At 73.1% G+C, this 26584-nt stretch carries 29 protein-coding genes; 19 read left to right on the top strand and 10 right to left on the bottom strand.

Features of this window, described 5'->3' with window-relative positions:
- The first annotated feature begins 96 nt into the window (after window positions 1-96).
- A complete protein-coding gene (gene eccB, locus OG505_RS12470; protein WP_405433327.1) occupies window positions 97-1470 on the top strand; it encodes a type VII secretion protein EccB in 1374 nt (457 codons plus the stop codon).
- A 130-nt stretch (window positions 1471-1600) separates the two neighbouring features.
- Here the strand turns inward: eccB and OG505_RS12465 are convergent, their stop codons facing one another.
- The 4 genes from OG505_RS12465 to OG505_RS12450 all read right to left on the bottom strand — a co-directional run bounded on the left by OG505_RS12465 (window position 1601) and on the right by OG505_RS12450 (window position 5551).
- Complete coding sequence (locus tag OG505_RS12465) at window positions 1601-2206, bottom strand: class I SAM-dependent methyltransferase (RefSeq protein WP_405433326.1); 606 nt, start codon at window positions 2204-2206, stop codon at window positions 1601-1603.
- A 127-nt stretch (window positions 2207-2333) separates the two neighbouring features.
- On the bottom strand, window positions 2334-2702 hold the full coding sequence (locus OG505_RS12460) for a carbohydrate ABC transporter permease (RefSeq protein WP_405433325.1): 369 nt from the start codon (window positions 2700-2702) through the stop codon (window positions 2334-2336).
- Window positions 2703-3203: 501 nt separating this feature from the next.
- On the bottom strand, window positions 3204-4160 hold the full coding sequence (locus OG505_RS12455; protein WP_405433324.1) for a carbohydrate ABC transporter permease: 957 nt from the start codon (window positions 4158-4160) through the stop codon (window positions 3204-3206).
- Entirely contained in the window at window positions 4157-5551 is a 1395-nt protein-coding gene (locus OG505_RS12450; protein ID WP_405433323.1) for an ABC transporter substrate-binding protein, read from the bottom strand. The genes OG505_RS12455 and OG505_RS12450 overlap by 4 nt, the downstream gene beginning before the upstream one ends.
- Window positions 5552-5666: 115 nt before the next feature.
- Here OG505_RS12450 and OG505_RS12445 point away from each other — a divergent pair, with 115 nt between their 5' ends.
- From OG505_RS12445 to OG505_RS12430, 4 genes are all read left to right on the top strand, one after another.
- Window positions 5667-6704, top strand: coding sequence for a zinc-binding alcohol dehydrogenase (locus tag OG505_RS12445; protein ID WP_405433322.1), 1038 nt, complete (start codon window positions 5667-5669; stop codon window positions 6702-6704).
- Complete coding sequence (locus OG505_RS12440; RefSeq protein WP_405433320.1) at window positions 6705-7526, top strand: TIM barrel protein; 822 nt, start codon at window positions 6705-6707, stop codon at window positions 7524-7526.
- Window positions 7523-8863 (top strand): MGH1-like glycoside hydrolase domain-containing protein, encoded by a 1341-nt coding sequence (locus OG505_RS12435; protein WP_405433318.1) that lies wholly within the window; start codon window positions 7523-7525, stop codon window positions 8861-8863. Before OG505_RS12440 ends, OG505_RS12435 begins: the two co-directional genes overlap by 4 nt.
- Before the next feature lie 99 nt (window positions 8864-8962).
- A complete protein-coding gene (locus tag OG505_RS12430; protein ID WP_405433317.1) occupies window positions 8963-9580 on the top strand; it encodes a DUF2267 domain-containing protein in 618 nt (205 codons plus the stop codon).
- 57 nt (window positions 9581-9637) lie between these two features.
- Here the strand turns inward: OG505_RS12430 and OG505_RS12425 are convergent, their stop codons facing one another.
- The gene (locus OG505_RS12425; RefSeq protein ID WP_405433315.1) at window positions 9638-10906 is read right to left on the bottom strand and encodes a hypothetical protein; all 1269 of its coding nucleotides are present in this window, start codon (window positions 10904-10906) and stop codon (window positions 9638-9640) included.
- A 50-nt stretch (window positions 10907-10956) separates the two neighbouring features.
- On the bottom strand, window positions 10957-11472 hold the full coding sequence (locus OG505_RS12420) for an NUDIX hydrolase (RefSeq protein ID WP_405433314.1): 516 nt from the start codon (window positions 11470-11472) through the stop codon (window positions 10957-10959).
- Between the two features lie 64 nt (window positions 11473-11536).
- Here OG505_RS12420 and OG505_RS12415 point away from each other — a divergent pair, with 64 nt between their 5' ends.
- Window positions 11537-12028, top strand: a complete 492-nt coding sequence (locus tag OG505_RS12415) for a type II toxin-antitoxin system PemK/MazF family toxin (RefSeq protein ID WP_405433312.1) — start codon at window positions 11537-11539, stop codon at window positions 12026-12028.
- A gap of 310 nt (window positions 12029-12338) precedes the next feature.
- Here OG505_RS12415 and OG505_RS12410 read toward each other — a convergent pair whose 3' ends face one another.
- Entirely contained in the window at window positions 12339-12989 is a 651-nt protein-coding gene (locus OG505_RS12410; protein ID WP_405433310.1) for a flavodoxin family protein, read from the bottom strand.
- A 161-nt stretch (window positions 12990-13150) separates the two neighbouring features.
- Between OG505_RS12410 and OG505_RS12405 the strand changes: the two genes are divergently transcribed.
- The 3 genes from OG505_RS12405 (at window position 13151) to rox (ending at window position 15560) form a co-directional block, all read left to right on the top strand.
- Window positions 13151-13495 (top strand): ArsR/SmtB family transcription factor, encoded by a 345-nt coding sequence (locus tag OG505_RS12405; protein WP_405433309.1) that lies wholly within the window; start codon window positions 13151-13153, stop codon window positions 13493-13495.
- Complete coding sequence (locus OG505_RS12400) at window positions 13479-13952, top strand: SRPBCC family protein (RefSeq protein ID WP_405433308.1); 474 nt, start codon at window positions 13479-13481, stop codon at window positions 13950-13952. Before OG505_RS12405 ends, OG505_RS12400 begins: the two co-directional genes overlap by 17 nt.
- Before the next feature lie 180 nt (window positions 13953-14132).
- Window positions 14133-15560 carry a rifampin monooxygenase gene (gene rox, locus OG505_RS12395; protein WP_405433306.1) on the top strand — a complete coding sequence of 476 codons (1428 nt, stop codon included), beginning with the start codon at window positions 14133-14135 and terminating at the stop codon, window positions 15558-15560.
- Window positions 15561-15678: 118 nt separating this feature from the next.
- Here the strand turns inward: rox and OG505_RS12390 are convergent, their stop codons facing one another.
- Window positions 15679-16329 (bottom strand): GGDEF domain-containing protein, encoded by a 651-nt coding sequence (locus OG505_RS12390; RefSeq protein WP_405433305.1) that lies wholly within the window; start codon window positions 16327-16329, stop codon window positions 15679-15681.
- A gap of 265 nt (window positions 16330-16594) precedes the next feature.
- Here OG505_RS12390 and OG505_RS12385 point away from each other — a divergent pair, with 265 nt between their 5' ends.
- The 7 genes from OG505_RS12385 (at window position 16595) to OG505_RS12355 (ending at window position 22430) form a co-directional block, all read left to right on the top strand.
- Complete coding sequence (locus OG505_RS12385; protein WP_234588179.1) at window positions 16595-16834, top strand: DUF397 domain-containing protein; 240 nt, start codon at window positions 16595-16597, stop codon at window positions 16832-16834.
- A 138-nt stretch (window positions 16835-16972) separates the two neighbouring features.
- Window positions 16973-17860, top strand: coding sequence for a helix-turn-helix domain-containing protein (locus OG505_RS12380; protein WP_405433304.1), 888 nt, complete (start codon window positions 16973-16975; stop codon window positions 17858-17860).
- A 127-nt stretch (window positions 17861-17987) separates the two neighbouring features.
- The gene (locus tag OG505_RS12375) at window positions 17988-19052 is read left to right on the top strand and encodes a LacI family DNA-binding transcriptional regulator (RefSeq protein WP_405433302.1); all 1065 of its coding nucleotides are present in this window, start codon (window positions 17988-17990) and stop codon (window positions 19050-19052) included.
- 2 nt (window positions 19053-19054) lie between these two features.
- Entirely contained in the window at window positions 19055-19258 is a 204-nt protein-coding gene (locus OG505_RS12370; RefSeq protein WP_405433301.1) for a hypothetical protein, read from the top strand.
- An 87-nt stretch (window positions 19259-19345) separates the two neighbouring features.
- Window positions 19346-20818, top strand: coding sequence for a protein kinase domain-containing protein (locus OG505_RS12365; RefSeq protein ID WP_405433300.1), 1473 nt, complete (start codon window positions 19346-19348; stop codon window positions 20816-20818).
- A 25-nt stretch (window positions 20819-20843) separates the two neighbouring features.
- On the top strand, window positions 20844-21719 hold the full coding sequence (locus OG505_RS12360) for an alpha/beta fold hydrolase (protein ID WP_405433299.1): 876 nt from the start codon (window positions 20844-20846) through the stop codon (window positions 21717-21719).
- A gap of 60 nt (window positions 21720-21779) precedes the next feature.
- Entirely contained in the window at window positions 21780-22430 is a 651-nt protein-coding gene (locus OG505_RS12355) for a histidine phosphatase family protein (RefSeq protein WP_405433297.1), read from the top strand.
- 15 nt (window positions 22431-22445) lie between these two features.
- Here OG505_RS12355 and OG505_RS12350 read toward each other — a convergent pair whose 3' ends face one another.
- Window positions 22446-22943 (bottom strand): DinB family protein, encoded by a 498-nt coding sequence (locus OG505_RS12350; RefSeq protein WP_405433296.1) that lies wholly within the window; start codon window positions 22941-22943, stop codon window positions 22446-22448.
- A 45-nt stretch (window positions 22944-22988) separates the two neighbouring features.
- Window positions 22989-23432 (bottom strand): VOC family protein, encoded by a 444-nt coding sequence (locus OG505_RS12345; protein WP_405434481.1) that lies wholly within the window; start codon window positions 23430-23432, stop codon window positions 22989-22991.
- Between the two features lie 135 nt (window positions 23433-23567).
- Between OG505_RS12345 and OG505_RS12340 the strand changes: the two genes are divergently transcribed.
- From OG505_RS12340 to OG505_RS12330, 3 genes are all read left to right on the top strand, one after another.
- Window positions 23568-24371: a DedA family protein gene (locus OG505_RS12340; protein ID WP_405434479.1), complete on the top strand. Its 804-nt coding sequence runs from the start codon at window positions 23568-23570 to the stop codon at window positions 24369-24371.
- A 62-nt stretch (window positions 24372-24433) separates the two neighbouring features.
- Window positions 24434-25597 carry a sensor histidine kinase gene (locus OG505_RS12335; protein WP_405433295.1) on the top strand — a complete coding sequence of 388 codons (1164 nt, stop codon included), beginning with the start codon at window positions 24434-24436 and terminating at the stop codon, window positions 25595-25597.
- Entirely contained in the window at window positions 25588-26238 is a 651-nt protein-coding gene (locus OG505_RS12330; protein ID WP_405433294.1) for a response regulator, read from the top strand. The genes OG505_RS12335 and OG505_RS12330 overlap by 10 nt, the downstream gene beginning before the upstream one ends.
- The last annotated feature ends 346 nt before the right edge of the window (window positions 26239-26584 follow it).

The following is a 26584-nucleotide window of genomic DNA, read 5'->3' as shown; positions in this document are numbered from 1 at the left end:
ATGGTACCGGTCGGGGGCGGGCCGGCCACGCAGGGTCCACGGGACATCGACGCAGCGCATATCCTGTGGCCCGGTCGAACCAGCGGAAGGGACCTCATGCCGTCGCGGCAGGATCAGCTGCACTCCTACCAGTTCAGCGTCCAGCGGGCGGTCGCCGCACTGGTGATGCGGGAGACCGACCCCGCCCAGTCACCGTTTCGGCGGCTGGCGGGCGCGGGCCTGGCCAGCGTCCTCGTCGCGGCGATCGGGCTCGGAGGTTCGGCGCTCTACGGCCTGTTCGCCGGTGGTGGCAAGGGGTGGCGCGACCCCGGCGCGGTGATCGTGGAGAAGGAGTCCGGCGCCCGGTTCGTCTACCGGGAGCAGAAGCTGCACCCGGTGCTCAACTACGCGTCGGCGTTGCTGATCGTCGGCGCGGACCGGTCGAAGACCGTGCTGGTCTCCCGACGTTCGATCGACGACGTGCCGCGCGGCCTGCCCCTGGGTATCGCCGACGCTCCGGACTCGCTGCCCGCCCCGGGCCGGCTGGCGACATCGGCCTGGACGGTCTGCTCGACGGCCGGCGGCGAGGACTCCCGCTCCGCGCTGCTGATCGGCACCGACCCCGACGGCGGTCGGCCGCTGGGCGACGACGCGCTGCTGCTGCGCCATCCGGACGGCGGCCTGCACCTCGTGTGGCACCAGCGCCGGTATCTGGTCCGCGATCCCAACCGGGTGCTGGCCGCGCTGGCGACCACCCGGACGCGCGCGGTGCCGGTCGCGCCCGCCCTGCTCAACGCGCTTCCCGCTGGCGTCGATCTCGCCCCGCTGGTGCTGCCCGGCGAGGGCCGACCCGCCACCCGCGTGCCCGGTGCCACGATCGGTCAGGTCTACCTGGTGCGCAACTCCGGCGGCGGCCGGCAGTACGCGGTGGCGCTCGACGACGGGCTGGCCGGGATCACCGAGTTGCAGGCCGGGCTGCTGCTGGCCCGCACCGGGCAGGGGGAGTCGGAACCGATGACGCTGGGCCGGTTCGCCGCCCTGCCCACGCTGCCCGATCTCGCGCCGAGCGGCCCGACGGCGCCGCCGCCCGTGCCGCCCCGGCTCGCCAGCTCCGACGACGCGGCGATCTGCGCCCGGGTCGGTGACGACGGCGGTACGGGCGAGGTGCTGCGGGGCGTACGGCTGCCGGACCTGGCGGCCGTCCCACGGACCGCGCCGAGCGGCGGCGCGGCGCTGGCCGACCACGTGGTGGTGCAGCCGGGTGGTGGGGCGGTGGTCGAGGCCGCCGCGGCGCCCGGCGCGTCCGGCGGCGCGGTGTCCGTGGTCACCGACCTGGGCCGGCGGTACGTGCTGGCCGACCGGGAGGTGCTGGCGATGCTCGGCTACCGCGACGTGCGACCGGTGCGGCTGCCCGCCGGTCTGGTCAGCCTCGTGCCGGCCGGCGCCACCCTGGACCCGGCCGCGGCCCGGGCCGTCGCCGCCCCGTCCTGATGCCGGTCGTTCTGTCGCTCCGGCGGTGGTCGGCCCGCCGGGCGGCGCTCGGCGGCCCGCCGGTCGGGTGTCGGTCTGCCGGCGGCCCGCCGGTCGGCTGTCGGGCCCCGAGATGCCCGCCGGTCGGGCGTCAGGTGGCCGGGCGGCGCAGGATGCTGACCGCGAACGGCGCGTCGTCGCGCCACGGCCGCAGGTCCCAGGTGGCGAAGCGGTGCTCCAGGCGCAGCCCGGCGGCGACGGCGTCGGCGTCGAACGCGGTCAGCGGGTAGCCGCGGTCGGTGCCGAAGCCCACCGCCAGCACGCCGTCGGGGCGCAGGTGCCCGGCGAGTCGGCGCAGCACCTCCGGCTCGGTGCCGGCGGCGACGAAGGCGAGGACGTTGCCGGCGAGGACCGCCGCGTCGAACGGCTCCGCCTCGCCGAGCGCCGGCAGGTCCAGTTCGGCGAGGTCGGCGACCAGCCAGCGGGGGCCGGGGTGGTCGGCTCGGGCGGCCTCCACCAGCGCGGGGTCGGCGTCGACTCCGACCACGGCGTGCCCACGCTGGGCCAGGGCCGCGCCGACCCGGCCGGTGCCGCTGCCGGCGTCGAGGATCCGCGAGGCGGGCGCGACGAGCGTGTCGACCAGCCGGGCCTCGCCGGCCAGGTCCGCTCCCTCGGCGGCGAGCTTGCGGAACCGGTCGATGTACCACTGTGAGTGCTCCGGACCGGTGTCGGTCGCCCAGCGGGTCGGGTTGGCCATACGGCCACCGTAACCGGGCCGGTCGGGGCGCGATGGGCCGGTCCGGCAGGCGCACCGATCGGTGGCGGCTCAGCGGCGACGGGGTCGACGTGTCGGGCCGCTGGGCTGCCACCGATCAGGGAAACGGTCACCCCTTCTCCGCGCCGCTGGTGAGGCCCTCGGTGAGCAGCCGCTCGCTGGCGAAGAAGAGGATCACGATGGGCAGGGTGAGGACGACCGACCCGGCCATCAGCACCGTCTTGGGCACCTCCACGCCGTCGGCGAGCAGGGACAACCCCAGCGACACCGTCCACCGGTCCGGCTTGTCGACCAGGAACAGCAGGGCGAAGAGGAACTCGTTCCAGGCGATCATGAAGTCGTAGAGCGCGACCGCCATGATCGATGGCGCGGCCAGCGGCAGGCTGACCCGGCGGATGATGCCGAGCCGGCCGGCGCCGTCGATGGCCGCTGACTCCTCCAGACTGACCGGGATGGTCTCGAAGTAGTTCTTCAACATGTAGACCGACCGACACCGGCAGGGTCTGCGAGATGTAGACCAGCACCAGGCCGAACAGCGAGCCGCGCAGCCCGGCGAGGCTGAAGACCACGAACAGCGGGATCGCGATGACGATCGACGGGAACAGGTAGACGGCCAGGAACAGGAAGTCGACCTGCCGCCGGCCGAAGAACCGGAGCCGGGCCACCGCGTACGCGCCGGGAATCGCGACGAGCAGCGTGAGCACGGTCGCCGCGACCGCGACGAGGCCGCTGTTGCGGATGAAGGTGAGGAATCCCTGACCGCCGTCGTCGGTGGCCTTGAGCACCTCGGCGTACGTGGCAACGGTCAGCTCGCCGAAGCCGACGACCAGCGAGCCCGGGTCGAGCAGCAGCCGCTCGATGGGGCGCACCGAGAGCACGAGCATGTAGTAGAAGGGGAAGACGGTGACGACCAGGAACGCGACGATCACCAGGCGGCGCAGCCAGCGCAGGCTCACCGTCTCGACCATGTCCCGGTCCATCAGCCGACCCTCCGTCCGAAGAAGCGCAGATAGATCAGCACGAACACGATGAGCACCACGGCCAGCACGACCGCCTGCGCGGCGGCGGCGCCGATGTCGGTACGGGCGGTGAGGAACTCGTACACCCGGACGCTGACCACCTCGGTGCCGGCGGCCCCGCCGGTGAGCAGGTAGACGTCGTCGAACTTGTTGAACGTCATGATGAAGCGCAGCACCCCCAGCAGGGCGATCACCGGCAGCAGCTGCGGCAGCAGGATGTGCCGGAACCGCTGGGTGGGGGTGGCGCCGTCGACGCGGGCGGCCTCTTCCAGCTCACCGGGCACCGCCTGGAGCCGGGCCAGCAGGAACAGGAACGCGAACGGGAAGTAGCGCCACGCCTCGAACACGATGACCGTGGCCAGCGCGGTCGACTCCTGGGTGAGGAACGGCACGGGCGCGTCCCAGCCCAGCAGGCGCTGACCCCAGTGGTTGACGATGCCGAGCTGCGGGTCGAGCATCACCTGCCAGACGAAGGTGACCGCGACCACCGGCGCCACGTACGGCAGCAGCATGGAGGCCCGCACCAGCGTGCGGCCCCGGAACGGCCGGCGCACCACCAGCGCGGCGACCAGGCCGAGCGCGATCGACCCGGCGGTGCCGCCGATGCTGTAGAGCAGCGTGACCCACAGCGTGTCGGCGAAGCCGGGGGTGTGCAGCACCCGGTCGATGTTGTCCATGGTGAACTCGCCGAACAGCCCGGTCTTGCGCAGGGTGGCGAGCCGGACCCGCTGGAAGGCGAGCACGACGGTCCAGATGATCGGGATGCCGATGACCGCGATGGTGACGAGCAGGGTCGGCGCGACCAGCGCCATCCCGGCACGGGACTCGCGGCGGCGCAGCGTCAGTGGTCGGCGGCGTTGCCGCTCCGGCCGCTCCTTCGTGGGGGAGCGGCCGGTGTCGGGGGCGGTGGTGGTCAATTGACGCCCGCCTTGATCGCCTCGACGTCCTTCTTGGCCCGGCCGGCGGCGGCCGCCGCGTCGGTCTTGCCGGAGGTGAGGTCGCCCAGCACCTTGGGCACCGGCAGCTCGCCGAGCATGGCGCCGACCAGCTTGCCCTGCCCCTGGCTGAGCCCCCACCGGCCGAAGGTGTCCGGGCTGCTGCGCAGGGTGGCCAGCACCTCGTCGCCGTACACGTCGGCGAGGGGCTTCTTGGCGTCCACGCCGGCCTGACTGGTGTTCCAGGCGGTGAGGAACGCCTCCGGCTCGGCCGGGGTGCCCTTGCGCACCGGGAATCGACCCTCGGGGGACATGCCGAACCAACGCGGGTAGCCGTCTCCGAGCAGGTACTCCACGAAGGATTTCGCCGGGTCGGTCACCGCGCCGTCGAGCACGGCCCACGAGCTGATCTCGCCGTACTGCGCGGGTTCGGTGCCGTTGGGCCCCTTGATCGCGGTGACGAACCCGCTGTTCTTGGCCAGGAACGTCGGATCGGCCTGGCACTGCGGGCAGGTCGGCTTGGCGTCGTTACGCAGCCCGGCCAGCTCGTCGAGGATGAACGGCGACCAGATCACCATGGCCGCCTTGCCCGCGAAGTAGGTGGCCCGCGTGGTGTCCACGTCCTGCGCGCCCTTCACCGAGCTGGTGCGGATCAGGTCGCCGTAGAAGCGGAACGCCTCGACGCACTGCGGCGAATCGAGCGTCACCGCGCCGGAGTCGTCGGTGAGCTGGCAGCCGTTGGCCAGGGCCAGGTGCTCGAAGGTCTGCTGGGTGAACACGTCGCTGGGCGAGGTCGCCGCGGTGATGCCGGCGACGCCGCCGGTGTTCAGCTTCGCCGCGGCGGTGGTGATCCGTTCGTACGTGTCGGGGGCGGGCAGGCCGGCGGCGGCGAACAGGTCCTTGCGGTAGACGAGCAACTGCCCCCAGCCGTCGCTGGGCACGGAGAGCTGTTTGCCGTCGTCGGAGGTCAGCTCCAGCGCTCGGGGGGAGAACGTCTGCCGGCCCAGCTTGTCGACGACCTCCGCGTTCGCCGAGGCGTGCAGCAGCTCGTTGCCGGCGAGCGTACGGATGCCGGCCAGGGAGACCGAGCCGACCACGTCGGGCAGGTCGCCGGCGGCGGCGTTGGCGGCGATCAGGGACGGGAACTGGTCCTCGTTGACGGTCACGAGGTCGACCTGGATCCCGGTCTTCGCGGTGAAGTCCGCGATGATCGCCTTGGTGGCGGTGACGCGGTCGGCGACGTCCTCCAGGCTCCAAACGGTGATCTTTTTGCTGTTGCTGTCGGATCCGTCATTTCCGCAGGCCAGCAGGGTGGACGCGGCCAGTGCCATGATCAGGGTGATGGCGAGTATCCGCCTCGGAGGTGCTGACATCGGTGGCACTCCTCTCGAAGGGTACATACGGGATTCAACACCTTCGATAGATCAATGACAAGACATATAGCGATTTTTTGCTATCCTGGAGCCCAGTGCTACCGGGATGTGAAACATGGGCAACTGGGTGGTCTCTCTCGCCGGGCCTCGACGGATCAGCCTCGAGCCCTGCCCGCCGGATCCGCTCGGCCCGGGCCAGGTCCGCGTCCGCACCTGCTACTCGGGCATTTCCGCCGGCACCGAGCTGACCCTCTACCGGGGCAGCAATCCCCGGCTCAGCAAGGACTGGGACGACGCCGCCCGCATGTTCGTCCCCCGCCAGACTCCCGTGCCGTACCCGCTGATCGGCTTCGGCTACGAGGAGGTCGGCGAGGTCGTCGAGGTGGCGCCCGAGGTCGTCGACAGGCACCCGGGGCAACTCGTGTGGGGCATCTGGGGGCACCGGGCCGAGGCGGTCCTCGCCGCCGAAGCGGTCTGGCCGCTCCCTGCCGACCTGGACCCGCTCGCCGCGGTCTTCGCCCGGCCGGGCGCCATCGCGCTGACCGCCGTGCTCGCCGGTGACCTGCACCTGGGCGACTGGGTCGGCGTCTTCGGGCAGGGCGTCATCGGGCTGCTCGCCACCCGGCTCGCCGCGCTCTCCGGCGCCCGGGTGGTGGCCGTCGACCGGGTGCCCGCCCGGCTGGCCCACGCCACCCGCTACGGCGCCAGGTCCACCGTGGACGTGGCGGCCCAGTCCGCCGCCGCCGTGTTGCGTGACCTCACCGGTGGCCGGGGCGCGGACGTCTGCCTGGAGCTGTCCGGGGCGTACCCGGCGCTGCACGAGGCGATCCGCTCCACCGCACACGCCGGCCGGGTCGTGGCCGCCGGCTTCTACCAGGGCCAGGCCGACGCGCTCGGCCTCGGCGAGGAGTTCCACCACAACCGCATCCAGTTGGTGGCCGCACAGGTCTCCGGGCCCACCCCCGCGCCGGGCATGGCCGGCCGGTGGACCGGAGATCGGGTCGCGCAGACCTTCATGGACCTGGTGGCTGAGCACAGCGTCGACCCGTTGCCGCTGGTCAGCCACATCGTCGACGCCAGCGCGGTCGCCGACGCCCTCGCGCTGCTCGACCGCGGCGCCGGTGACGTCCTCCAAGTGGTGTTGAGGTTCTAGATGACCACCATCGCGCTGGCCTGCCAGGAACAACTCCTGCCGGGCACCAACCTGATCCAGAAGTACGCCCTCGCCACCGCACTCGGCTACCAGGGCATCGAGCTGCGCGGACGCGGTGACCTCGCGTTCGCCGACCGACTGCCCGAGCTGCGCCGGGCCCGCGCCGCCGGGGTGGTGATGCCCACCGTCTGCGTCGAGATGGACCACTTCATCGGGGACTTCGATCCTGCCCGGTCCGCCGACGCCGTGCGCAACCTGCGCTCCCAACTCTCGGTCATCGCCGAGCTGGGCGGCGTCGGGGCGATGACCCCGGCCGCGTGGGGCATGTTCTCCCGGCGCCTGCCGCCGTTCGAACCGCCACGCCCGCCGGCCGGCGACCGCCAGGTGCTCCTCGACGCCCTCGGCGAGCTGGGCGAACACGCCCGCGCCGAGGGGGTCACCCTCTTCCTCGAACCCCTCAACCGGTACGAGGACCACATGGTCAACCGGCTCGACGAGGCGGTCGCCCTCTGCGCCGCGCTCGGACTGCCCTCGGTGCGGGTGGTCGCCGACACCTTCCACATGAACATCGAGGAGGACGACGTGCACCGGGCGCTGCGCGCCGCCGCGCCGTACCTCGGGCATGTGCAGGTCAGCGACTCCAACCGGTACCAGCCGGGCGCCGGGCACCTGGACTGGCCGGCGCTCGTACGGACCCTGCTGGAGCTGGACTACCGCGGCTGGCTGGCTCTGGAGTGCCGGCTGCGCGGCGACCCGGTCCGGGCCCTGCAACAGGCCGCGGCGGTACTGCGGCACGCGCTGCCCCGGCGGGCCGCCGCATGACCGCCGGGGCTGTCCCCACCCGCGCCGGCGGGCCGATCGGCCTGGCCGGGCTGCGTCGGCTCGCCGTCGCCACCCTCGACGCCAACTGGGAGCACGACCACACCGTCCCGTCGCGCACGCTTTACCCGCACCAGTGGAGCTGGGACTCCGCGTTCATCGCGGTCGGGTTGGCCCACGCGCGTCCCGAGCGGGCCTGGCAGGAGCTGACGAGCCTGTTCCGGGCGCAGTGGGCCGACGGGCGGGTGCCGCACATCGTGTTCAACCCGGCGCTGCGCGGCGGCGCGTACTTCCCCGGCCCGGAGCTGTGGCGCTCGTCCGACGTCGAGGGAGCGCCGACGACGGACACCTCCGGCCTGGTCCAGCCGCCGGTGCACGCGCTCGCCGCGCTGCTGGCGTACCGGCGAGCACCCGCTCCGGCCGGGCTGGCCGCGCTGCGCCGGCTCTACCCGGCGCTTGTCGCCCAGCAGCGGTACCTGGCGACGCGGCGGGACGTGGCCGGCGACGGACTGGTGTGCGTCGTCCACCCGTGGGAGTCCGGTCTGGACAACAGCCCCGCCTGGGACGAGCCGATGGCAGCGGTCGACGCCGACGCGGCGGTCATGCGCGCGTACCGTCGGCACGACACCGCGCACGCCGACGCCGCGCACCGCCCCACGGACCTGGACTACGCGCGCTACCTGGCGATCGTCGCGGCCTACCGCGACCACGGCTACGCCGACCGGGACCTGGCCGACGACCATCCGTTCCTGGTGGAGTGCCCGCTGTTCAACGCGGCGTTCGGGGCCGCCGAGCACGCGCTGGCCGAGATCGCCGCGCTGACCGGCGCCGACCCGGCCCCGCACCGGGTCCGCGCGGACCGCGTCACCGAGGCGTTGGTACGCCGGCTGTACGACCCGAGCACCGGCACCTTCCAGCCCCGCGACCTGCGCACCGATCGGCTCGTCGGCGCGCGTACCGTGCTCGGGCTCGCGCCGCTGATCCTGCCCGGCCTGCCCGCCCGGCAGGTCGACGCGCTGGTCGTCGAGGCCCGGTCACCGCGTTTCGGGGTGGCCCGGTGGATGGACCGACCGCTGCCCACCTACGACCGCACCGCGCCCGACTTCGAATCGATGCGCTACTGGCGCGGGCCGAGCTGGCTGAACATCGGCTGGCTGGTGCGGCGCGGCCTGCTGATCCACGGGCACCCGGAGCTGGCGGCCGGCCTGCGCCGCTCGATGATCGACCTGGTCGCCGGGGCGGGCTGCCACGAATACTTTCACCCCGACACGGGCGCCGGGCTGGGCTCACCGGCGTTCGGTTGGACCGCCGCGCTGCTGCTCGACCTGCTGGCCGATTGACTGTCCTGCTGCGCTGACGGCTGCTCGGGCGTGCTGTGCGGCTGTGCTGTCGTGCTGACGGCGCCGTTTGGCGTCGGCGGCCCGGGGTAAGCGCGCGGCGTGACCGACAGCGCGGGCGGCGACGGGTTTCCGCACTTCATCGACGCGGTGTCCCGACGGTCCGGCCTGCCGCCCGAGCAGGCTGCGGCGCTCGCCCGCGCGGTGCTCCAGACGATGGCCGAACGAGTCACCGGCGGCCCGTCGGACGATCTCACCGGACACCTTCCGGACGAGGTCGACGGTTACCTGGACGGCGCGAGGCCCAGCCCGCCCGCGAACCTGTCGAGCCCGCCCACGGATGTGGCGGGTCTGCCGGCGGATCCGGCTGACCCGTCGGCGGACCTGGCTGGCTCCTCCTCGGTCCTGGAACCCGGTTCGGTTTCCGGCCCGACCGACGGCGTGGACGCCCTCGACACTGGTGTGGCCCTCGATGTCGGCGGGCCTGTCCCGACGCCGCCACCGATGGACGCCGGCCCCGCGGAGTTCCTGCGTCAAGTGGGCCAGCGCGCCGGGGTGGACCCGGCCACGGCACGGGCCGGTACCGGGGCGGTCTTCGCGACCCTGCGGGAGGCGGTGACCGTACGGGAGTTCCGGGAGATGGTCGCGCGGCTGCCCCGTGACGACGATGGCGGGACCGCAACCGGTCCGCCCATCTTGCCCGACCCGTCCACCCGCTGACCCCCGCATACGCCGCCGTCTGCGCCTTGCACCGCTCGATCAAGCCAGCGACGGGTATCAGGCATCGGCGTCCGGCAGGTCCTCCGGCTCGGTGACCCACGCGGAGAAGACCGGCACCCCGTGCCACGGCCCGGTGGTGCCGTCGGCCCTGGTGTCGGTGGCGACGGCCACCACGGCGTACGGGTGGCCGAAGCGCAGCTCGGCGGTCCGGGCGACGCCCTCCGGTGGCAGACTGACCGTCCCGAACATCCCGGTGACCGCCGCCGCCTCGAAGCCGTACCGGCCGTACCGGGCCATCGCCACCTGCCGCGCCTCGAAGCCCTGCACCGGCTGGGCGAGTGCCCCGGCCAGCGCCGCCGTGGCCGCCGGGAAGCCCAGGGCCTCGGCGGTCAGGTCATGCTCGCTGCGGGCCGACCAGCAGGGGAGCAGCGCCTGGTGCCGCTCCTCGCGGCCGTCGCGGGCGCGGGTCCGGACCCGCTCCTCGCGCAGCGTCCACAGCGCGGTGTCGCCGAGCGGCAGGTCGAACAGCGAGCGCCGGCCGGGCGGTTGCGCGCCGTCGGCCGCGCCGGCACTGAGGTCGTACGCGGCGCCGAGCACATCGGTCGGCGGCACGTGCGGTGCGGCGGCCACCGAGAGCACCACCAGCCCCGCGCCGTCGGTCGCCTGGGCCCGGGCGGCGTGCACGATCACGTCGCCGGCCCGATCGGTCGTGACGATGGCCCCCTGGTGCCCGTGGTCCGGGCTGCGGAGCGCTCGCCGTAGGTCGCGCGCCCAGGCGCTGGCCGGGCCGAGCGCGCGGGCGTCGGCGACCTCGAACGGCTGGGCCCAGGAGATCCGGGTGGCCAGCGCGCTGGCCAGGGCGAAGACGACGTCCGGGTGGACCTTCAGGGGGAACGTCTCGATCAGGCCGTGGGTGTGCTCGCGTGCCCACGCGTCCAACCCGGCCTGGTCGGGCAGCGGGCCGACCTCGGTCGCCGGGGGCAGCGCCGCCCGCCACCCGGCCGGCTCGTCGGTGCGCCGGCCCGGTCGGAGCCAGAGCGCGGTGGCCGACGCGACCAGCGGATGCGGCGCGTCCAGCAGCGCGCGGGCCACCGTGGCCGCGCTGGCCAGGTTGGTGCCCAGCGCCGCCGCCAGCCCCTCGGCGCCCGAGCCGGAGTTGGCCCCCGAGCCGGAGTTGCCCGCCGTTTCGGAGCCGGCGGTCGTCGCCGCGCTGAGGGCGAGCAGCAGCCAGGCCCCGAGCGGGGAGGCGACGTGATGCCGGTCGCCGATCGTGGCGTGCAGCCGCCCGGCGTACGCGGAAAGCGGCGCGTGCAGGTCCGTCGTCATGTCCCCACTCTGCCCGTCGCGTCTGGGTCCGGCATCTTCGCCGGCCCGGCTCACGACCACAGCTCGAACGGTTCGTCGATCTGCTCGCCGGCCAGGAAGGGCGTGATCAGCCGGGGGAGCTGGCCGGGATAGAACCGTTCCCCGCTGGCCACCACCTCCGGCAGCGGCCACCACCGGAAGCCGAAGTAGTCCTCCCGCTCGTAGTCGAGCCGGTCCGCCTCGTCCACGTCCGGGCCGGGCCCGTTCAGCCGTACGGCGACGATCACCTCGTCCTGGACGTGGCGCAGTTGGCGGTGCGGAAAACTCGCGCGTCGCCGCCAGGTCGGTGCGCCCACCTGGTCGGCGCTGATCACGATGCCGGTCTCCTCGCGCAGCTCCCGCACGGCCGTGTCCCGGTACGTCTCACCGGGGTCCACGCCGCCGCCGGGCAGCTCCCACCACGTGCCAAGCCGGGGATGGTCCGGGTCACGGGTGTGAAACAGCAGCACCCGGTCGGTGCCGTCGCGAACGACCACGCGCACCGCGCGCCGCTCAAGGATCGGCAGGTCGTCGGGCAGCTCGTCCATCGGGCCAGTCTGCCGCAGTGCGCCGACGCCGGCCGGCCGCCCCGGGGCCGGTAGGCTGCCCGCCGTGGCTGGTCTCTTGAGGAACGTGGCGCAACGCATCTCCCGGGTGGGCGCGGTCATCCCGTCGCCCCGGCGTACCGGGCCGGCTCCCGCGCGGGTGGCCCGCCCTCGCCAGGTGAGCGCGTTGCAACGTCGAGAGCTGACCTACGCGCCCGAGCGGGACGGTCAGGCTGACCCGGGCGAGATCGTCTGGACCTGGGTGCCGTACGAGGACGACCCCCGCCAGGGCAAGGACCGCCCGGTGCTGGTGGTCGGACGGCACAGCCGGACGCTGTTCGGGCTGATGCTGTCCAGCCAGAGCGAGCGGGACGGTCAGCGGCACTGGTTCGCGCTCGGCCCCGGCGAGTGGGACCGCGACAAGCGGCCGAGCTGGGTCCGGCTGGACCGCGTGCTCACCATGCGCGAGGACAGCATCCGCCGCGAGGGCGCCGTGCTGGACCGGCCCCGGTTCGATCGGGTCGGGCAGGCGCTGCGCGCCGGCTACGGCTGGCGCTGACCAAACCCCGTCGCCGACCTGTCGCAGCGCGCCCTGTCGAGGCCCCTCCGGGTCCTGTCGAGCTGCCCCGCAGGTGGGGCGGTGCGCGGATCCGGAGCGCTCCACGGTTGGGGGCGGTGCGCGGATCCGGAGCGTTGCGCCGTAGGTGGGCGGTGCGTGGATCCGGAGCGTGCCCCACCGGTGGGGCAGCTCGACAGGTGACGTGGACACCCCACGGAGCGGCTCGTTGAGCCCCGGGGCGCCCGGCCAACCACGGCCGCCGGTGCGGGCGGCGCTCGTCGGCGGTGTGAAGCTGTGACGCGCGCGGCGGTCAGGCGGGCTCGCGGCTCGGGCCGACCGCGGCGCCACGCGCGTCCGGCGGCGGGTACGGCTGCTCGGCGAGCAGCCGGGCCAGGTGCGCGCTGTTGAGCGCGAGCGCCTTCGTGGTGCGGCCGGTGGTGTCCGGCTTGGGGCCGGCGTCGCGGTAGTCCACCTTGTGCAGTGCCTCGCCGACCCAGTAGGTCGCGCCGGCCGCCGCGAGGGTGAAGCCGACCTCGCTGAGCGCACCCTGGACTTCGGCGATGGTGTGGTGCGCGCCGTCCTCGTTGCCGACGACCGCGACGCCGGCCACCTTGCCGTAGGTCAGCAGCCGTCCCTCGTCGTCGGTCTCGGACAGTTCGGCGTCCAGGCGTTCGAGGACCATCTTGGTGACGCTGGCGGGCTGGCCCAGCCAGATCGGCGTGGCGATGATGAGTATCTGGGCCGCGAGCAGCTTGGCACGGATCGCGGGCCAGCCGTCGCCGTCGCCCTCGTCGGTCGACACCCCGAAGCGCACGCCGTGGTCGACCACCCGCACGATCTCGCCGTCCACGCCCTGGCGGGCGAGTTCCGCCACCACCTCGCGACCCAACTGGTCGGAGCTGGACGGGGTTGGCGACGGCTTGAGCGTGCAGTTGAGGACGAGGGCGCGAATGCTCACCACGACGGGTTCCTCTCGGCGGGCGGGATGGCCGAGTTCCCCATACCCGGTCTCCGGGGTGCCTCACCAGGGTGCCGCCGCATCATCTCCTGAGCGGGTTGACAGAGAGCGGGTGAGCTGTATATTCAACCCATCGGTTAATCATCTAGGCGGTTGAAAGCGACATGAAAGCAGATCCAGTCAGCGCCGTGTTCGCCGCGCTCGCCGACCCGACCCGCCGCGCCATCCTGGCCCGGCTGGCGGCCGGCGAGGCGACGGTGAACGAACTGGCGGAGCCGTTCCCGATCAGCCTTCAGGCGATCTCCAAGCACCTCACGGTGCTGGAGCGTGCCGGGCTGATCGTGCGGACCCGCGAGGCGCAGTGGCGGCGCTGCCGGCTCGACCCGGCGCCGTTGCGCACGCTCGCCGAGTGGGTCGACCAGTACCGCCGGCTCTGGGACGAGCGCCACGACGCCCTGGACGACTACCTACGCGACCTGAAGGAGACCGGCCGTGACCGAAACCCGTGACCTGACGATCGACATGTCCTCCGACCGGGACATCACGATGACCCGGTCCTTCGACGCTCCGCGCGACCTCGTCTTCGCCGCGCACACCCAGGCCGAACACCTCAGGCACTGGTGGGGCCGGGGCAACCCGCTGGACGTCGAGATCGATTTCCGCGAGGGCGGTCGCTACCGCTTCGTCGAGCACACTCCCGACGGCAAGGAGTACGCCTTCCGGGGCGAGTTCCGGGAAATCGTCGCGCCGGAGCGGATCGTGCAGACGTTCGAGTTCGAGGGCATGCCCGGCCAGGTGGCGGTGGAGACGCTGGTCTTCACCGAGCAGGACGGCCGCACAGTGCTCACCGGCACCACCCGCTTCGCCACCACCGAGCAGCGCGACGGCATGGCCGAGTCCGGGATGGCGCAGGGGGCTGCCGAGTCGTACGCCGCCCTCGAGCGCCACCTGTCCACAATGCGCTGACGGCTGCCGGCGCGCGGGGGCTGGGGAGCGGGGGGAGGGCTGGGGGGAACAGAAATGGCAGGGAAGTTTTGCTCCCTGCCACCTCCAACTTATATCGCACCCCGGGTCTTGCGGCAAGACCCGGGTGGTGCCGCAGAATCTCCACCCGAAGCCCAAAACTGGGAAAATCGGGGGGATCTCGTGATCGATGTGATCATTGCCGGCGGCGGACCGACCGGTCTGATGCTGGCCAGCGAGTTACGACTGCACGGTGTGCACGTTCTCGTGCTGGAGAAGGACGCCGAGCCGACCCGCTACGTCCGTTCGCTGGGTCTGCACGCGCGCAGCATCGAGGTGATGGATCAGCGCGGTCTGCTGGAGCGCTTCCTCGCCCTGGGCACGCGGCATCCGCTCGGTGGCTACTTCGCCGCGATTCCCAAGCCGTCCCCGGGCGGTCTCGACAGTGCCCACGCGTACGTCCTCGGTATTCCGCAGACCACCACCGATCGGCTGCTGGCGGAGCACGCCGTCGAGGTCGGCGTCGAGATCCGACGCGGCTGCGAACTGGTCGGGCTGAGCCAGGACGACGACGGGGTGACGGTGGAGCTGGCCGACGGTACGCCGCTGCGGTCGCGCTACCTCGTCGGCTGCGACGGCGGCCGGAGCACGGTCCGTCCGCTGCTCGGTGTCGGCTTTCCCGGTGAACCCAGCCGGGTCGAGTCGTTGCTCGGCGAGATGGAGGTGGGCCTACCGGCGCAGACGGTGGCCGAGGTGGTGGCCGAGGTCCGCAAGACCCACCTGCGGTTCGGCCTCGGGCCGCTCGGGGACGGCGTGTACCGCGTTCTCGTGCCCGCCGCGGGGGTGGCCGAGGACCGCTCGGTCCCGCCGACGATCGAGGAGTTCCAACAGCAACTGCGGGCGTACGCCGGCACCGACTTCGGCGTGCACTCTCCACGCTGGCTCTCCCGCTTCGGCGACGCCACCCGGTTGGCCGAGCGCTACCGGGTCGGCCGGGTGCTGCTGGCCGGAGACGCGGCGCACATTCACCCCCCGACCGGCGGGCAGGGCCTCAACCTCGGCATCCAGGACGCGGTCAACCTCGGCTGGAAGCTGGCCGGAGCGATCAACGGCTGGGCGCCCGACGGACTGCTGGACAGCTACCACGCCGAGCGGCACCCGGTGGCCGCCGACGTGCTCGTCAACACCCGCGCGCAGATGTTCCTGCTGTCCCCCGAGCCGGGGCCGCAGGCGGTCCGCCACCTGCTGTCGGAACTGATGGACTTCGAGGACGTCAACCGGCACCTGATCGAGAAGGTCACCGGCCTGGGGGTGCGCTACGACTTCGGCGCGGGCCACGAGCTGCTCGGTCGGCACCTGCGGGACGTGCGGCTGAAGCGGGGACGGCTCTACGAGCTGCTGCATGGCGGTCGTGGGCTGCTGCTCGACCAGACCGGCCGGCTCTCGGTCGCCGGTTGGGCCGACCGGGTCGACCACATCGTCGACGTCAGCGCGGAACTGGACGTACCCGCTGTGCTGTTGCGGCCGGACGGCCACGTGGCCTGGGCGGGTGACGATCAGGCCGACCTGGCGGGTCACCTGCCCCGCTGGTTCGGCGGACCCGCCGCCTGAGGCGGACCCGCCGCCTGAGGCGGACCCGCCGCCTGAGGCGGACCCGCCGCCTGAGGCGGACCCGCCGCCTGAGGCGGACCCGCCGCCTGAGGCGGGGCCGTCACCTGAGGCGGACCCGTCACCACTCCGCGAGGCGGACGCTGTCGACGAGCTGGCGGGGCGAGCGCGGGCCGGAGAGGCTCTTCGCCTGGTACATGGCCGCGTCGGCGCGGCTGAGCGCATCGGTGAGCTGGGCCGGACCGGTCACCGGGGCGAGCCCGACCGAGGCGGTGACGCGGACGCTGCACCCGTTGAGCCGGATGGGCGCGGCGACGGTCTCGCTGAGGCGTCGGGTGGCGTGCTCGATCCAGCGCCGGTCGACTGTCGGGCTGGCGAGCAGGCCCGCGAACTCGTCGCCACCGAGGCGGGCGACGAGGTTGTCCCCGGCGAAACCGGCCAGCCGTTCGGCCACGCTGATCAGCACCTGGTCGCCGGCGGCGTGCCCGTACCGGTCGTTGATCTGCTTGAAGTCGTCGAGGTCGAGCACGATGGCGATCAGCGGCTGGCCGTCGGCGTTGGTGAGCAGCGCGGCCGCGAGGCGGTAGAAGGCGCGTCGGTTGGGCAGCCCGGTGAGCGGGTCGTGGCTGGCGGCGTGCCGTTCGGCGGCCAACTCGGCCTGGAGGTGCCCGATCTCGGCCTCGGCCCGCAGGGCCCGTCGGCGCATTTGCCAGGAGGAGAGCAACGCTCCCGCCGCGCAGATGCCGGAGGCGACGCTTATCGGATCCGGCACGAGACCTCCCATCGCCGCGACCGCCTCCAGCCGTCGGTCTGCGCGGCGCGGTGCCGCGTCGGGTCAGTTTTCCCTGGTGGTTGCCCCAGTCGGGGTAACGCAAAGTGAACGGATAAGCACCGATCACGTGCGTTATCATGCTCGCCGTCCGGTGCAGATGCAATAGCAGATGCACGTGCATAACGGTCCACTGTCGATACCGCACCCTCGCCGTCACCGCTCCTCCCACGGCACCGGCGGGCTCGTGAGCAGAAAGACGCCTCTCATGCAACAGCCACCCAATGGCGTTCCGATTACTCAGTTGCCCCCGCTGAGCTGGCAGAAGAGCCGCCGCAGCAACCCCAGCGGCAACTGCGTCGAACTCGCTGAACTGCCCGGGGGAGCCGGCATCGCCGTTCGCAACTCGCGCCATCCGGAGGGGCCCGCGCTGATCTACACAGTGGACGAGATCGCCGCGTTCGTGCTCGGCGCACGCGACGGCGACTTCGATCACCTCATCAACTGACCGGTCGTCGAAGCCCGTCCCGGGGACGGGACCAAATCGCCGGTCCGGAGGAGTTCACCTCACTGTCGGTCCATGGCATGCTTACACGTCGGCCGGGCTGGGTGCCCGACCGCGTGGTCGGTATCCGGAGGTCCGCACGTGACGATGGTTCCCGCCGAGGGCGGCCCGACAACCGGGCCAACCGTGCTGCGCATGCTGCTCGGCGCCCAACTGCGCCGCCTGCGGGAGTCCAGCGGGGTGACCCGGGAGGGCGCCGGGTGGGAGATCCGCTCCTCCGAGTCGAAGATCAGTCGGATGGAGCTGGGGCGGGTCGGCTTCAAGGAGCGCGACGTGTCCGACCTGCTGACCCTCTACGGCGTCAGCGACGAGGGCGAGCGCGAGGCGCTGCTGAAGCTCGCCCGGGACGCCAACAGCCCCGGCTGGTGGCACCGCTACGGCGACGTGCTGCCCAGCTGGTTCCAGTCGTACCTGGGCCTGGAGGCGGCGGCCGCGCTGATCCGCAGCTACGAGGTGCAGTTCGTTCCCGGCCTGTTGCAGACCCGGGAGTACGCTCGCGCGGTCGTGCTGCTCGGGCACGGCACGGCCGGCGCCGCCGAGATCGATCGCCGCGTGGCGTTGCGGATGCAGCGCCAGCAGCTACTCCAGCGGGACAACCCGCCGCAGCTCTGGGCCGTGGTGGACGAGGCGGCGCTGCGCCGTCCGATCGGCGGCGCCGAGGTGATGCGTGAGCAGTTCGTCGCGCTCATCGAGGCGACCAAGTCGCCCACCATCCGGCTCCAGGTCATCCCGTTCGCCGCCGGTGGCCACGCGGCCGCCGGTGGCGCGTTCACCATCCTGCGCTTCGGCGACCAGGAGCTGCCGGACATCGTCTACATCGAACAGCTCACCAGCGCCATCTACCTCGACAAGCGCGACGACCTCGACTATTACGCCGTGGCCATGGAGCGGTTGTGCGTCGAGGCCGAGCCGCCGGAGCGTACGCCGGAGATCCTCGGTCGACTGCTGGAGGAGCTCTACCCGCAGTGAGCGCCCGGCCGGGGCGGCAGTCGCGCCCGGGGTGGCCCTGAGGTTCGCAAGTTCGTATTGACCGCCGCCAACCCGTCGGGTTAATCTCTGTATCGATCCAGTCTGAATCGATACAGAAAGGTGCCGGGTGAAGCCAACACTGCAAGCCGTGGCGGACGCCGTCGGTGTCTCCCGCAGCACCGTGTCCAACGCCTACAGCCGCCCCGACCAGCTCTCCACGGCACTGCGCGAGCGGATCCTCGATGCCGCCCGTCAACTGGGCTACCCCGGGCCCAATCCCACGGCCCGCTCCCTGCGCCGCGGCTTCGTCGGCTCGATCGGTGTCCTGTTCACGTCGCAGCTGTCGTACGCCTTCACCGACCCCTTCGCGATCCGCTTCCTCACCGGGGTGAGCGGCGCCGCCGAGCGACACGGCACCAGCATGCTGCTGGTGCCGCTCCCACCGGCGCAGACCGACGCCCGCCGGGCGGTGGAGAACGCCGCCGTCGACGGCTTCTGCGTCTACTGCGTCGCCGATGAGGAGTGGGCGTTGGACGTGATCCGGGCGCGCGGACTGCCGTACGTCAGCACCGCCCCCCGCGACGACGCCGGCGCAAACGAGCGGTACGTCGGCATCGACGAGCGGGCCGCGGCATGCAGCGTCGCCGCGCACGTGGCCGGCCTCGGTCACCGCCGGGTGGCCCTGCTCGCTGACGCCGTGCTGCCCGACGCGCCCGCCGGCCCCGTCACCCTGTCCGGCGTGCACGAGGCGTGGCACCCGACCACCCGCGGCCGGCTCGCCGGCTTCGCCGACGCGTTCGCCGAGGTCGGCGTCGGCTGGGCGGAGCTGACGCTGGTCAACGCCCTGGGCAACAGCCGCCAGGCCGCGGCCGCCGCCGTCGCCGGCCTGTTCGACCGGCCCGTGCCGCCGACCGCCGTGCTGGCCGGCTCCGACGTCCTCGCCCTCGGTGTGCTCGACGCGCTGGCCCAGCGGCCGGGCGGCACCAACCCGCCGGTCTCGGTAACCGGCTTCGACGACATTCCCGAGGCCGCGTCGGCCGGCCTCACCACCGTCCGGCAACCCGCCGAGGAGAAGGGCCGCATCGCCGCCGAACTGCTGCTCGACCCACCCGCGGACGCCGCAGCCGGTCAGGTGCTGCTGCCCACCGCACTCGTCGTCCGGGCCTCCACCGGACCTGTCCCGAGGAGTTGACCATGGAATACCCGACCGGCTACGTCACCGCTCTCGACGCGATGAACCGACACGTCACCTCGGCCCGACCGGACGCCCCGGTCCAGGCTGAGCGGCCCCGCCGGCCGCTGCTCGCCCCGACCCGACAGGTGACCGCCGTCGCCCTGCGCCGGCTCGCCGACCGGATCCAGCCCCGACCGATGCCCACGGTGACCCGCTGCTCGTGACCCATTTCGGCGCACGCGGGACGAACGGTGCCGGGTCGGGCACGCAGAGTGGTCGAATGGGCGCTCGCCAGGCAGACTGGTGAAGCCATGTCACCCTTCACTCCCACCCTCCGCCTCCACGACCGCTACGTCCTGCACGAGCGGATCGGGCTCGGTGGCATGTCCGAGGTGTGGCGGGCAGACGACGAGGTCCTCGGCCGGCCGGTCGCGATCAAGGTGCTGGCCGGGCAGCTCGCCGCCGACCCGCAACTGCGGGCCACCATCCAGCGCGAGGCCCGTGCGGCCGCCCGGCTGACCCACCCACACGTCACCCAGGTGTACGACTACGCCGAGGCGACCCTGACCGGCGGCGTCGTCGTCCCGTACCTGGTGATGGAGCTGGTCGAGGGCCACAACCTGGGCGACCGGCTGCGCGGCGGCCCGCTGCCCTGGCCGGAGGCGGTCCGCGTGGCCGGGCAGATCGCCGCCGCGCTGGCCGCCGCGCACCGCATCGGCGTGGTGCACCGCGACGTCAAGCCGGGCAACGTCATGCTCACCGACACCGGCGCCAAGGTCCTCGACTTCGGCATCGCCGCGCTCGGCGGGCTCGACAGCCAGTCCGGCGAGCCGCTGATGGGCACACCCGCGTACTTCGCCCCCGAGCGCCTCGCCGCCGGTCCGCCCGACCCGGCCAGCGACGTGTACGCCCTCGGCGCGCTGCTCTACCGCACGCTCACCGGCCAGGCCCCCCTGCCTGTGCAGAGCTGGGAGGACGCCCTCGAGGTGCACCGGCAGGGCACGCCGGTGCCGCCGCTGCGGGTGGACGGCCTGCCCGCCGACATCGCCGACCTGACCCTCGCCTGCCTCGCCGCCGACCCGGCCCGCCGGCCGAGCGCCGCGCAGCTGGCCCGCCGGTTCGGCGCCGGTCAACCGGTCGAGCCCCCCACCGAGCTGCTGCGCACCCTGCCGCCCGCCTCGGCGGCCCACCCACCGACCCTGATCGACCGCTCGGCCGCCCGGCCCGTGCCGGTCCCGGCCGCGCCGGCCCGCCGCCAATCGCGTCGGCCCCTGGCCCTGCTCGTCGCGGCCGGTCTCGCTGTGCTGGTCGGCCTCGGCGCCCTGCTCACCCAGGGCCTTGGCACACCCGACACACCCGACACACCCGGGCCCGCGCAGGTCGCTGCCCCGCCGTCGACCTCCGCCCCGGCGCCCGCGCCCAGTACGCAGTCACCGAAGCCGCCGGCATCGGCGTCTCCGTCTCCGTCGACCGCAAGCGCCGCGCCCTCGACCGCCGGCCAGCAGGTGCCGGTCAGCTTCCGCCAGGTCAGCGACCAGTTCACCGAGGTGCTCGCCGCGGCGGTGGCCCGCGGCGATGTCGACCGGAAGACCGCGGAGGACCTCCGCGACGACCTCGCCGACGTGAACCGACGGTCCAAGGACCGCGAGCGGCGCATCGCCGACCTGCGGGACACCATCGCCGAGTTGGTCGACCGTGGCCGGCTGCCGCGGCAGACGGGCGCCCACCTCGACGCGCTGCTCAGTCAGGCCCGCGGGCTGTCCGCCGGCCGCACCAACGACTGAGGGCATCTGTCGTAGTCTCACCGGCATGACGACGAAGCAGACGCACACCCTCGCCGTGCCCGGCGTCGAGCTGGTCTACGACGTCCGCGGCCCTCTGCCCCCGGGCGGCGGGCGTCCCGCGCTGCTCATGATCGGCCAGCCGATGACAGCGGAGGGCTTCGACGCTCTCGCCGCGCACTTCACCGACCGCACCGTCGTCACCTACGACCCGCGCGGCCTCGGCCGCAGCGTCCGTACCGACGGCCGGTCCGAGCACACGCCGCAGCAGCAGACTGCCGACCTGCACCTGCTCATCGAGGCGCTCGACGCCGGCCCGGTGGACGTGTTCGCCAGCAGCGGCGGTGCGGTGACCGCACTCGAACTCGTCGCGGCGCACCCCGGCGACGTCGTCACGCTGGTGGCCCACGAGCCGCCGATCAACGCGGTGCTTCCGGACGCCGCGGCGGCCGAGCGCGCTCGCGCCGGCTTCTACGAGGCGTACCAGGCGAAGGGATTCGGCGCCGGCATGGCCGCGTTCATCGCGATGACGTCGTGGCAGGGCGAGTTCACCGACGCCTACTTCGCCCAGCCCGCACTCGACCCGGCGATGGTCGGCATGCCGACCGACGACGACGGCAGCCGCGACGATCCGCTGCTGTCGAAGAGCTCGTGGGCGATCACCGACTACCGACCCGACGCGAGCGTACTCACGGCGTCATCTGCCCGGATCGTGATCGCGGTCGGCGAGGAGTCGGCGGGCACGTACACCGCCCGTACGGCCCTCGGCACGGCGGCGCTGCTCGGCCAGGAGGCCGTGGTGTTCCCGAGTCATCACGGCGGCTTCCTCGGAGGCGAGTTCGGCTACGCCGGCAAGCCCGAAGAGTTCGCCGCGCGGCTGCGCGAGGTGCTGGACGCCGGTTGAAGGCGGTCATCTCGTACGGACGGCTGACCCATCCGCGTACGTCGCTGGCATGATGGGCCGATGCGAACACGGTTGATCTTCGTGCGGCACGGCGAGTCGGTCCACCAGGTCGACGGGATCGTGGGCGGCCCGCACGGATGCCGTGGGCTGACGCCGCTCGGCCACGACCAGGCACACCGACTTGCCCAGCGACTCGTCGACGACTACGCCGTCGAGGGGCCGGTGGCGGTTTACTCGTCCGTGCTGCGCCGCGCCGTCGAGACCGCGCAGCCCATCGCCGCGACGTTCGGCGTCCGTCCGCTGGCCGATTGCGGTCTGTGCACGTGGCACACCCCGCCGTACGCCGACGGGCTGCCGGTCACCCGCTTCCGTACCGAACACGCGGTCCCCGGTGGGGGAGTGTTCCGGCCGTTCGAGGATGGCAACGAGAGCTGGGCCGAGCTGGTGGTGCGCGTCAGCCGCGCCATCATGGAGATCGCGCACCGGCACCAGGGCGGCACCGTGGTCCTGGTCGGCCACAGCGAGACCGTCGAGGGCGCCTTCCACGCGCTCGCCGCGCAGCCGATCTTCCGGGCGTTCGACCTGGACGTGCCGCCGGCCTCGATCACCGAGTGTGTCACCGACCACGACACCGGCGGCTGGCCGCCGGCCCGCTGGACCCTGCGCCGCTTCGGCGACACCGCCCCGGTCGGCCAGAGCGTGATCCAGTGACGCCGCGACGGCGCCCTACTCGCTGAGGATCTGCTCGCGCAGGATCTCCGCGTGCCCGCAGTGCTGAGCCAACTCGCGCAGCACGTGCAGGTACACCCAGCGCAGCGGCAGTGGGCCGCGCCGGTTGCCGCGCAGCACGTCGTCGAGGCCCAGGGACGCCGTCGCGCGACGCGACGCCTCGCACGCCTCGCGGTGGGCCTGCTGGACGGTGGCGATCGTGTCGCTGTCGGCCAGGATGAACGACTCGTCCGGCGTCGCCGGGATGCCGATCTCGGCGCGCGGCCGGCACGTGACGGCCTCGTCGAACCAGACCTTCTCGACGAAGGCCGCGTGCTTCACGAGCCCCAGCAGCGTCGTGCGGGACGGCACCAACGAGCGACGCGCCTGCTTTTCGGTCAGCCCGTCCAGGGAACCGTTGAGCGCGCGGCGGTGCTCGTTTATGAACGCCTCGACCTGTGCCTGGGCCGGCTGGTTCACGACATCCTCGGCGAAGGTCGGCGGAAAAGCGGTCATGGACCGAAGCATGTCAAGGCCGCCGTCCACGGGCAACCTCGGCACTCACGAGCCGAAGGACACGAGAGCGCCGCGCTCGTCGAAGACGGCCGTGCCCGCCCAGGCGACCTCCCAGCGGTTGCCCTCCGGGTCGGCGATGTAGGCCGAGCGGCCACCCCACGGACGGTCGGTCGGCTCGGCAACCACCGTCGCCCCCGCCGCGACGGCCGCCGCGAAGGCCGTGTCGACCCCGGCGCGGTCATCGACGTTGCAGGCGAGGGTCACGCCGGACCAGCCGCCGGCCGGGCCGGCGACGCCGGGTGCCGCCTCGGCGGCCAGATCCGGCAGCGGATAGAGGGCGAGCAGAACGCCACCGAGCAGGAACGCCGACCAGCCGTCGTCGCTCGCCGACAGCTCCGGCCAGCCCAGGGAGCGGTAGAACGACCGCAGCAAACCCATGTCGCGTACGCCCAGGGTGACCACGGACAGCCGAGAGGGGATCGCACTCATGACGCCGATCCTGCCGCAGCGGTACGACAATCGGTTCCCTCGTCGGGGGTCCCCGGCCGGGCCCTCGGCATCCTCAATGGAGGGTCGTCGCGGTCCCCGCGCGTTCTGCGCGACATCCAGGGGTACGCACGGCGGCTGCGCCACCGCGAGCCGCAACGGGGTGCGGTTTTCCGCACCCCCGCCGCCGCGGCCGAACCGCCCGAGGGCGGAATCGTCGGCTACGTCAGCGATCTGGTGGAACGGCTCGGCGGGCCGGGCGCCGGTCTGGCGGTGGCGCTGGAGAACCTGTTCCCGCCGATCCCCAGCGAGGTCATCCTGCCGCTGGCCGGCTTCGTGGCGGCGCAGGGTCGGATGAGCCTGGTCGGCGCGATCTTCTGGACCACGCTGGGCTCGGTGCTGGGCGCGCTGGCGCTCTACCTGGTCGGCGCGTCCCTGGGCCGGGAGCGGATGCGCGCCATCGTCGCCAGACTGCCGCTGGTGAAGCTCAGCGACGTGGACCGGACCGAGGCGTGGTTTCTCCGGCACGGCGTGAAGGCGGTGTTCTTCGGTCGGATGATCCCGATCTTCCGGAGCCTGATCTCCATCCCGGCCGGGGTGGAGCGGATGCCGGTGCGAACCTTCCTGCTCTACACGACGCTGGGCAGCCTGATCTGGAACACCACCTTCGTGCTCGCCGGCTACCTGCTCGGCGACAACTGGCACCTCGTCGAGGGCTACGTCGGCACTCTCCAGAACGTCGTGATCGTCGCCTGCGTCGCGGCCGTCGCCTGGTTCGTCGGCGCGCGGGTGCTGCGGGCCCGCCGCACCGCGCGAAACCCCGAGTCGGCCGACCGCCCCGGTTCGGACCCGGGGCCTGCTGGGCATGGCGCGGGGATGCCGGATCCGGGCGGTCGGGGCACTCTCTACCGGGGCGGCTCCTGGGCCTCGGACGAGCGCTAGCCCGCCGCCTCGATGTCTGCGCTGAGCCGTAGCGAAGGGGATGCCACACGAAGGGACGCCAGGTGACAGGGGAGCGGCACACCCGCCCGTGGTGGGCTCGGCTGCGGCTGCGGCTGCCGCTCGGCGTCGCCGCCGGGAGCGCGACGGCCGCCGTCGAGCTCGGCTTCCTGGCCGTCGCGGCGGTCGCGCTCGTCGTGTCCGCGCCCGCGCCCGCGGCCGGCCGCCGGGTCACCGACCTGACCAGACGGTACGCCGGACAGCTCGTACACCTGGAACGTCGGCGCCTCGCCGGTCTGCTCGCCGCGGACGAGCCGCCCGCGGCGCACGAGGTGGCGACCCGGCGGCAGGTGGGCTACCTGGCCGCCCGGCTGCTGCCCGGCGCGCTCGGTCTGCTGGCGTACGCCGTGCTCGGCATCGGCCTGGTGCTCGCGGGGATCGTGCTGCATGCGGCGGTACGCGGCCAGTTGAGCATTGTCGACGCGCTGTCCCAGGTCGCCGTCGGGGTGGTGCTGCTCCTGCTCAACATCCAGGCCCTCGCCAGCATCGCCGCGCTGGACGTCCGGCTGGCTCGGCGGCTGCTGCGGCCGGGGCGTCAGGCGGAGCTGACACGGCGGGTGCAGGAGTTGACCACCAGCCGCGCAGCGGTCATCGCAGCTGTCGACGCCGAACGGCAGCGCATCGAACGCGACCTGCACGACGGTCTCCAGCAGCGGCTGGTCGCCCTCGGCATGCTGCTCGGCAGGGCCCGCCGCGCCCGCGACGCCGACCGGACCCGCGCCCTTCTCGCCCAAGCCCACGAGGACGTGCAGCGGGCCGTCGAGGAGCTGCGCGAGGTGGCGTGGCGGGTCTACCCGTCGGCGTTGGACGCCAGCGACCTGGGTGAGGTGCTCGCCATGGTCGCCCGCGGTTCCGAGGTGCCGGTGCGGATCCGCTGCGACCTGCCGCTGCGCCCCGCACGACAGATCGAGACGGTGCTCTACTTCGTGGCCTGCGAGGCGCTCACCAACGCCGCGAAACACGCCGCCGCTACCCTGGTCACGGTCGAGATCGGCGTACGGGAAGGGTGGGTCCGCATGCGGGTGCACGACGACGGCGTCGGCGCGGATCTCACCGGGCGCGGGCTGTCCGGGCTGGCCCGGCGGGTCGCCGCGCTGGACGGTCGGCTGGGCGTGACGAGTCCGGCCGGCGGCCCGACCACAGTGCTCGCGGAACTGCCGTGCGGTTAGTTCTCGCCGAAGACTCGACCCTGCTCCGGGAGGGCCTCACGCGGCTGCTGGCCGAGGAGGGCCACGAGGTGGTCGCCGCCGTCGGCACCGCCGATGAGCTTGTCGAGGCGGTCGCCCGGTCCCGTCCCGACGTGGTCGTCACCGATGTCCGGATGCCGCCCACCCACACCGACGACGGGTTGCGTGCCGCGCTGGAGATCCGCGAGCGCTGGCCCGACACCGGCGTCCTCGTGCTCTCCCAGTACGTCGAGCGGCGCTATGCCGCCCGCCTGCTCGCGGACCGTCCCGAAGGAATCGGTTACCTGCTCAAGGACCGGGTCGCCCAGGTGGACGACTTCCTCGACGCCCTCGACCGGGTCGCCGCCCGGGGCACCGCGCTCGACCCGGAGGTGGTCCGCCAGGTGGTGGCCGGATCGGAGCGACCCGACCCGTTCGGCCGACTCACCCCGCGCGAACGGGACGTCCTGCACGAGATGGCCCAGGGGCACACGAACGCCGCGGTCGCCCAGCGGTTGCACGTGTCGCAGAGCGCCGTGGAGAAGCACGTCAACGCCATCTTCGACAAGCTCGGCCTGGCCCACACGGCCGGCTACAGCCGCCGCATCCGCGCGGTCCTGCGCTACCTGGGCACCCCCGCGTAGAGGCCGGGATGTCCCGATTATCCGGGGCTTCCGGTATCGGGGATTCCGGGTGGGTCGTCACCCGCCGGCTCGTTCCGGCGCACCTGGGTGGTGGGCGGTGGGCGTGCTGTCCGGTTGCGGGGCGGGTTGGGATGTGACCGGGTGCATCCGGGGGCCGGAATCGTGGCGGGCCGGGGGCCGTTACACACCCTGACGATCGCAGGACCACGGCCACCCCCGCCCGCTCGACCGGGTTGGGAATGGCCGGCCCGGCCGGGTCGTTGCAGATCCCCGAACGACCGTGGGCCCGCCCCCTGGGTCCGCTACCCGGCCCCGGCGAGGGCCCGGGAATGACCCCGGACCGGTT

It is taken from the genome of Micromonospora sp. NBC_00617 (assembly GCF_045161355.1).
GTDB lineage: Bacteria > Actinomycetota > Actinomycetes > Mycobacteriales > Micromonosporaceae > Micromonospora.
This window is presented reverse-complemented; position numbering and strand designations above follow the sequence as displayed.

What these genes read in the sequence shown, in the direction of transcription:
- OG505_RS12440 (WP_405433320.1), top strand. Translation starts at nt 6,705, where the DNA reads ATGACCACCATCGCGCTGGCCTGCCAGGAACAACTCCTGCCGGGCACC.
- OG505_RS12350 (WP_405433296.1), bottom strand. Translation starts at nt 22,943, where the DNA reads ATGACCGCTTTTCCGCCGACCTTCGCCGAGGATGTCGTGAACCAGCCG.
- OG505_RS12355 (WP_405433297.1), top strand. Translation starts at nt 21,780, where the DNA reads ATGCGAACACGGTTGATCTTCGTGCGGCACGGCGAGTCGGTCCACCAG.
- OG505_RS12425 (WP_405433315.1), bottom strand. Translation starts at nt 10,906, where the DNA reads ATGACGACGGACCTGCACGCGCCGCTTTCCGCGTACGCCGGGCGGCTG.
- OG505_RS12365 (WP_405433300.1), top strand. Translation starts at nt 19,346, where the DNA reads ATGTCACCCTTCACTCCCACCCTCCGCCTCCACGACCGCTACGTCCTG.
- OG505_RS12420 (WP_405433314.1), bottom strand. Translation starts at nt 11,472, where the DNA reads ATGGACGAGCTGCCCGACGACCTGCCGATCCTTGAGCGGCGCGCGGTG.
- OG505_RS12465 (WP_405433326.1), bottom strand. Translation starts at nt 2,206, where the DNA reads ATGGCCAACCCGACCCGCTGGGCGACCGACACCGGTCCGGAGCACTCA.
- OG505_RS12450 (WP_405433323.1), bottom strand. Translation starts at nt 5,551, where the DNA reads ATGTCAGCACCTCCGAGGCGGATACTCGCCATCACCCTGATCATGGCA.
- OG505_RS12445 (WP_405433322.1), top strand. Translation starts at nt 5,667, where the DNA reads ATGGGCAACTGGGTGGTCTCTCTCGCCGGGCCTCGACGGATCAGCCTC.
- OG505_RS12405 (WP_405433309.1), top strand. Translation starts at nt 13,151, where the DNA reads ATGAAAGCAGATCCAGTCAGCGCCGTGTTCGCCGCGCTCGCCGACCCG.
- OG505_RS12435 (WP_405433318.1), top strand. Translation starts at nt 7,523, where the DNA reads ATGACCGCCGGGGCTGTCCCCACCCGCGCCGGCGGGCCGATCGGCCTG.
- OG505_RS12385 (WP_234588179.1), top strand. Translation starts at nt 16,595, where the DNA reads ATGCAACAGCCACCCAATGGCGTTCCGATTACTCAGTTGCCCCCGCTG.
- OG505_RS12370 (WP_405433301.1), top strand. Translation starts at nt 19,055, where the DNA reads ATGGAATACCCGACCGGCTACGTCACCGCTCTCGACGCGATGAACCGA.
- OG505_RS12360 (WP_405433299.1), top strand. Translation starts at nt 20,844, where the DNA reads ATGACGACGAAGCAGACGCACACCCTCGCCGTGCCCGGCGTCGAGCTG.
- OG505_RS12345 (WP_405434481.1), bottom strand. Translation starts at nt 23,432, where the DNA reads ATGAGTGCGATCCCCTCTCGGCTGTCCGTGGTCACCCTGGGCGTACGC.
- eccB (WP_405433327.1), top strand. Translation starts at nt 97, where the DNA reads ATGCCGTCGCGGCAGGATCAGCTGCACTCCTACCAGTTCAGCGTCCAG.
- OG505_RS12460 (WP_405433325.1), bottom strand. Translation starts at nt 2,702, where the DNA reads ATGTTGAAGAACTACTTCGAGACCATCCCGGTCAGTCTGGAGGAGTCA.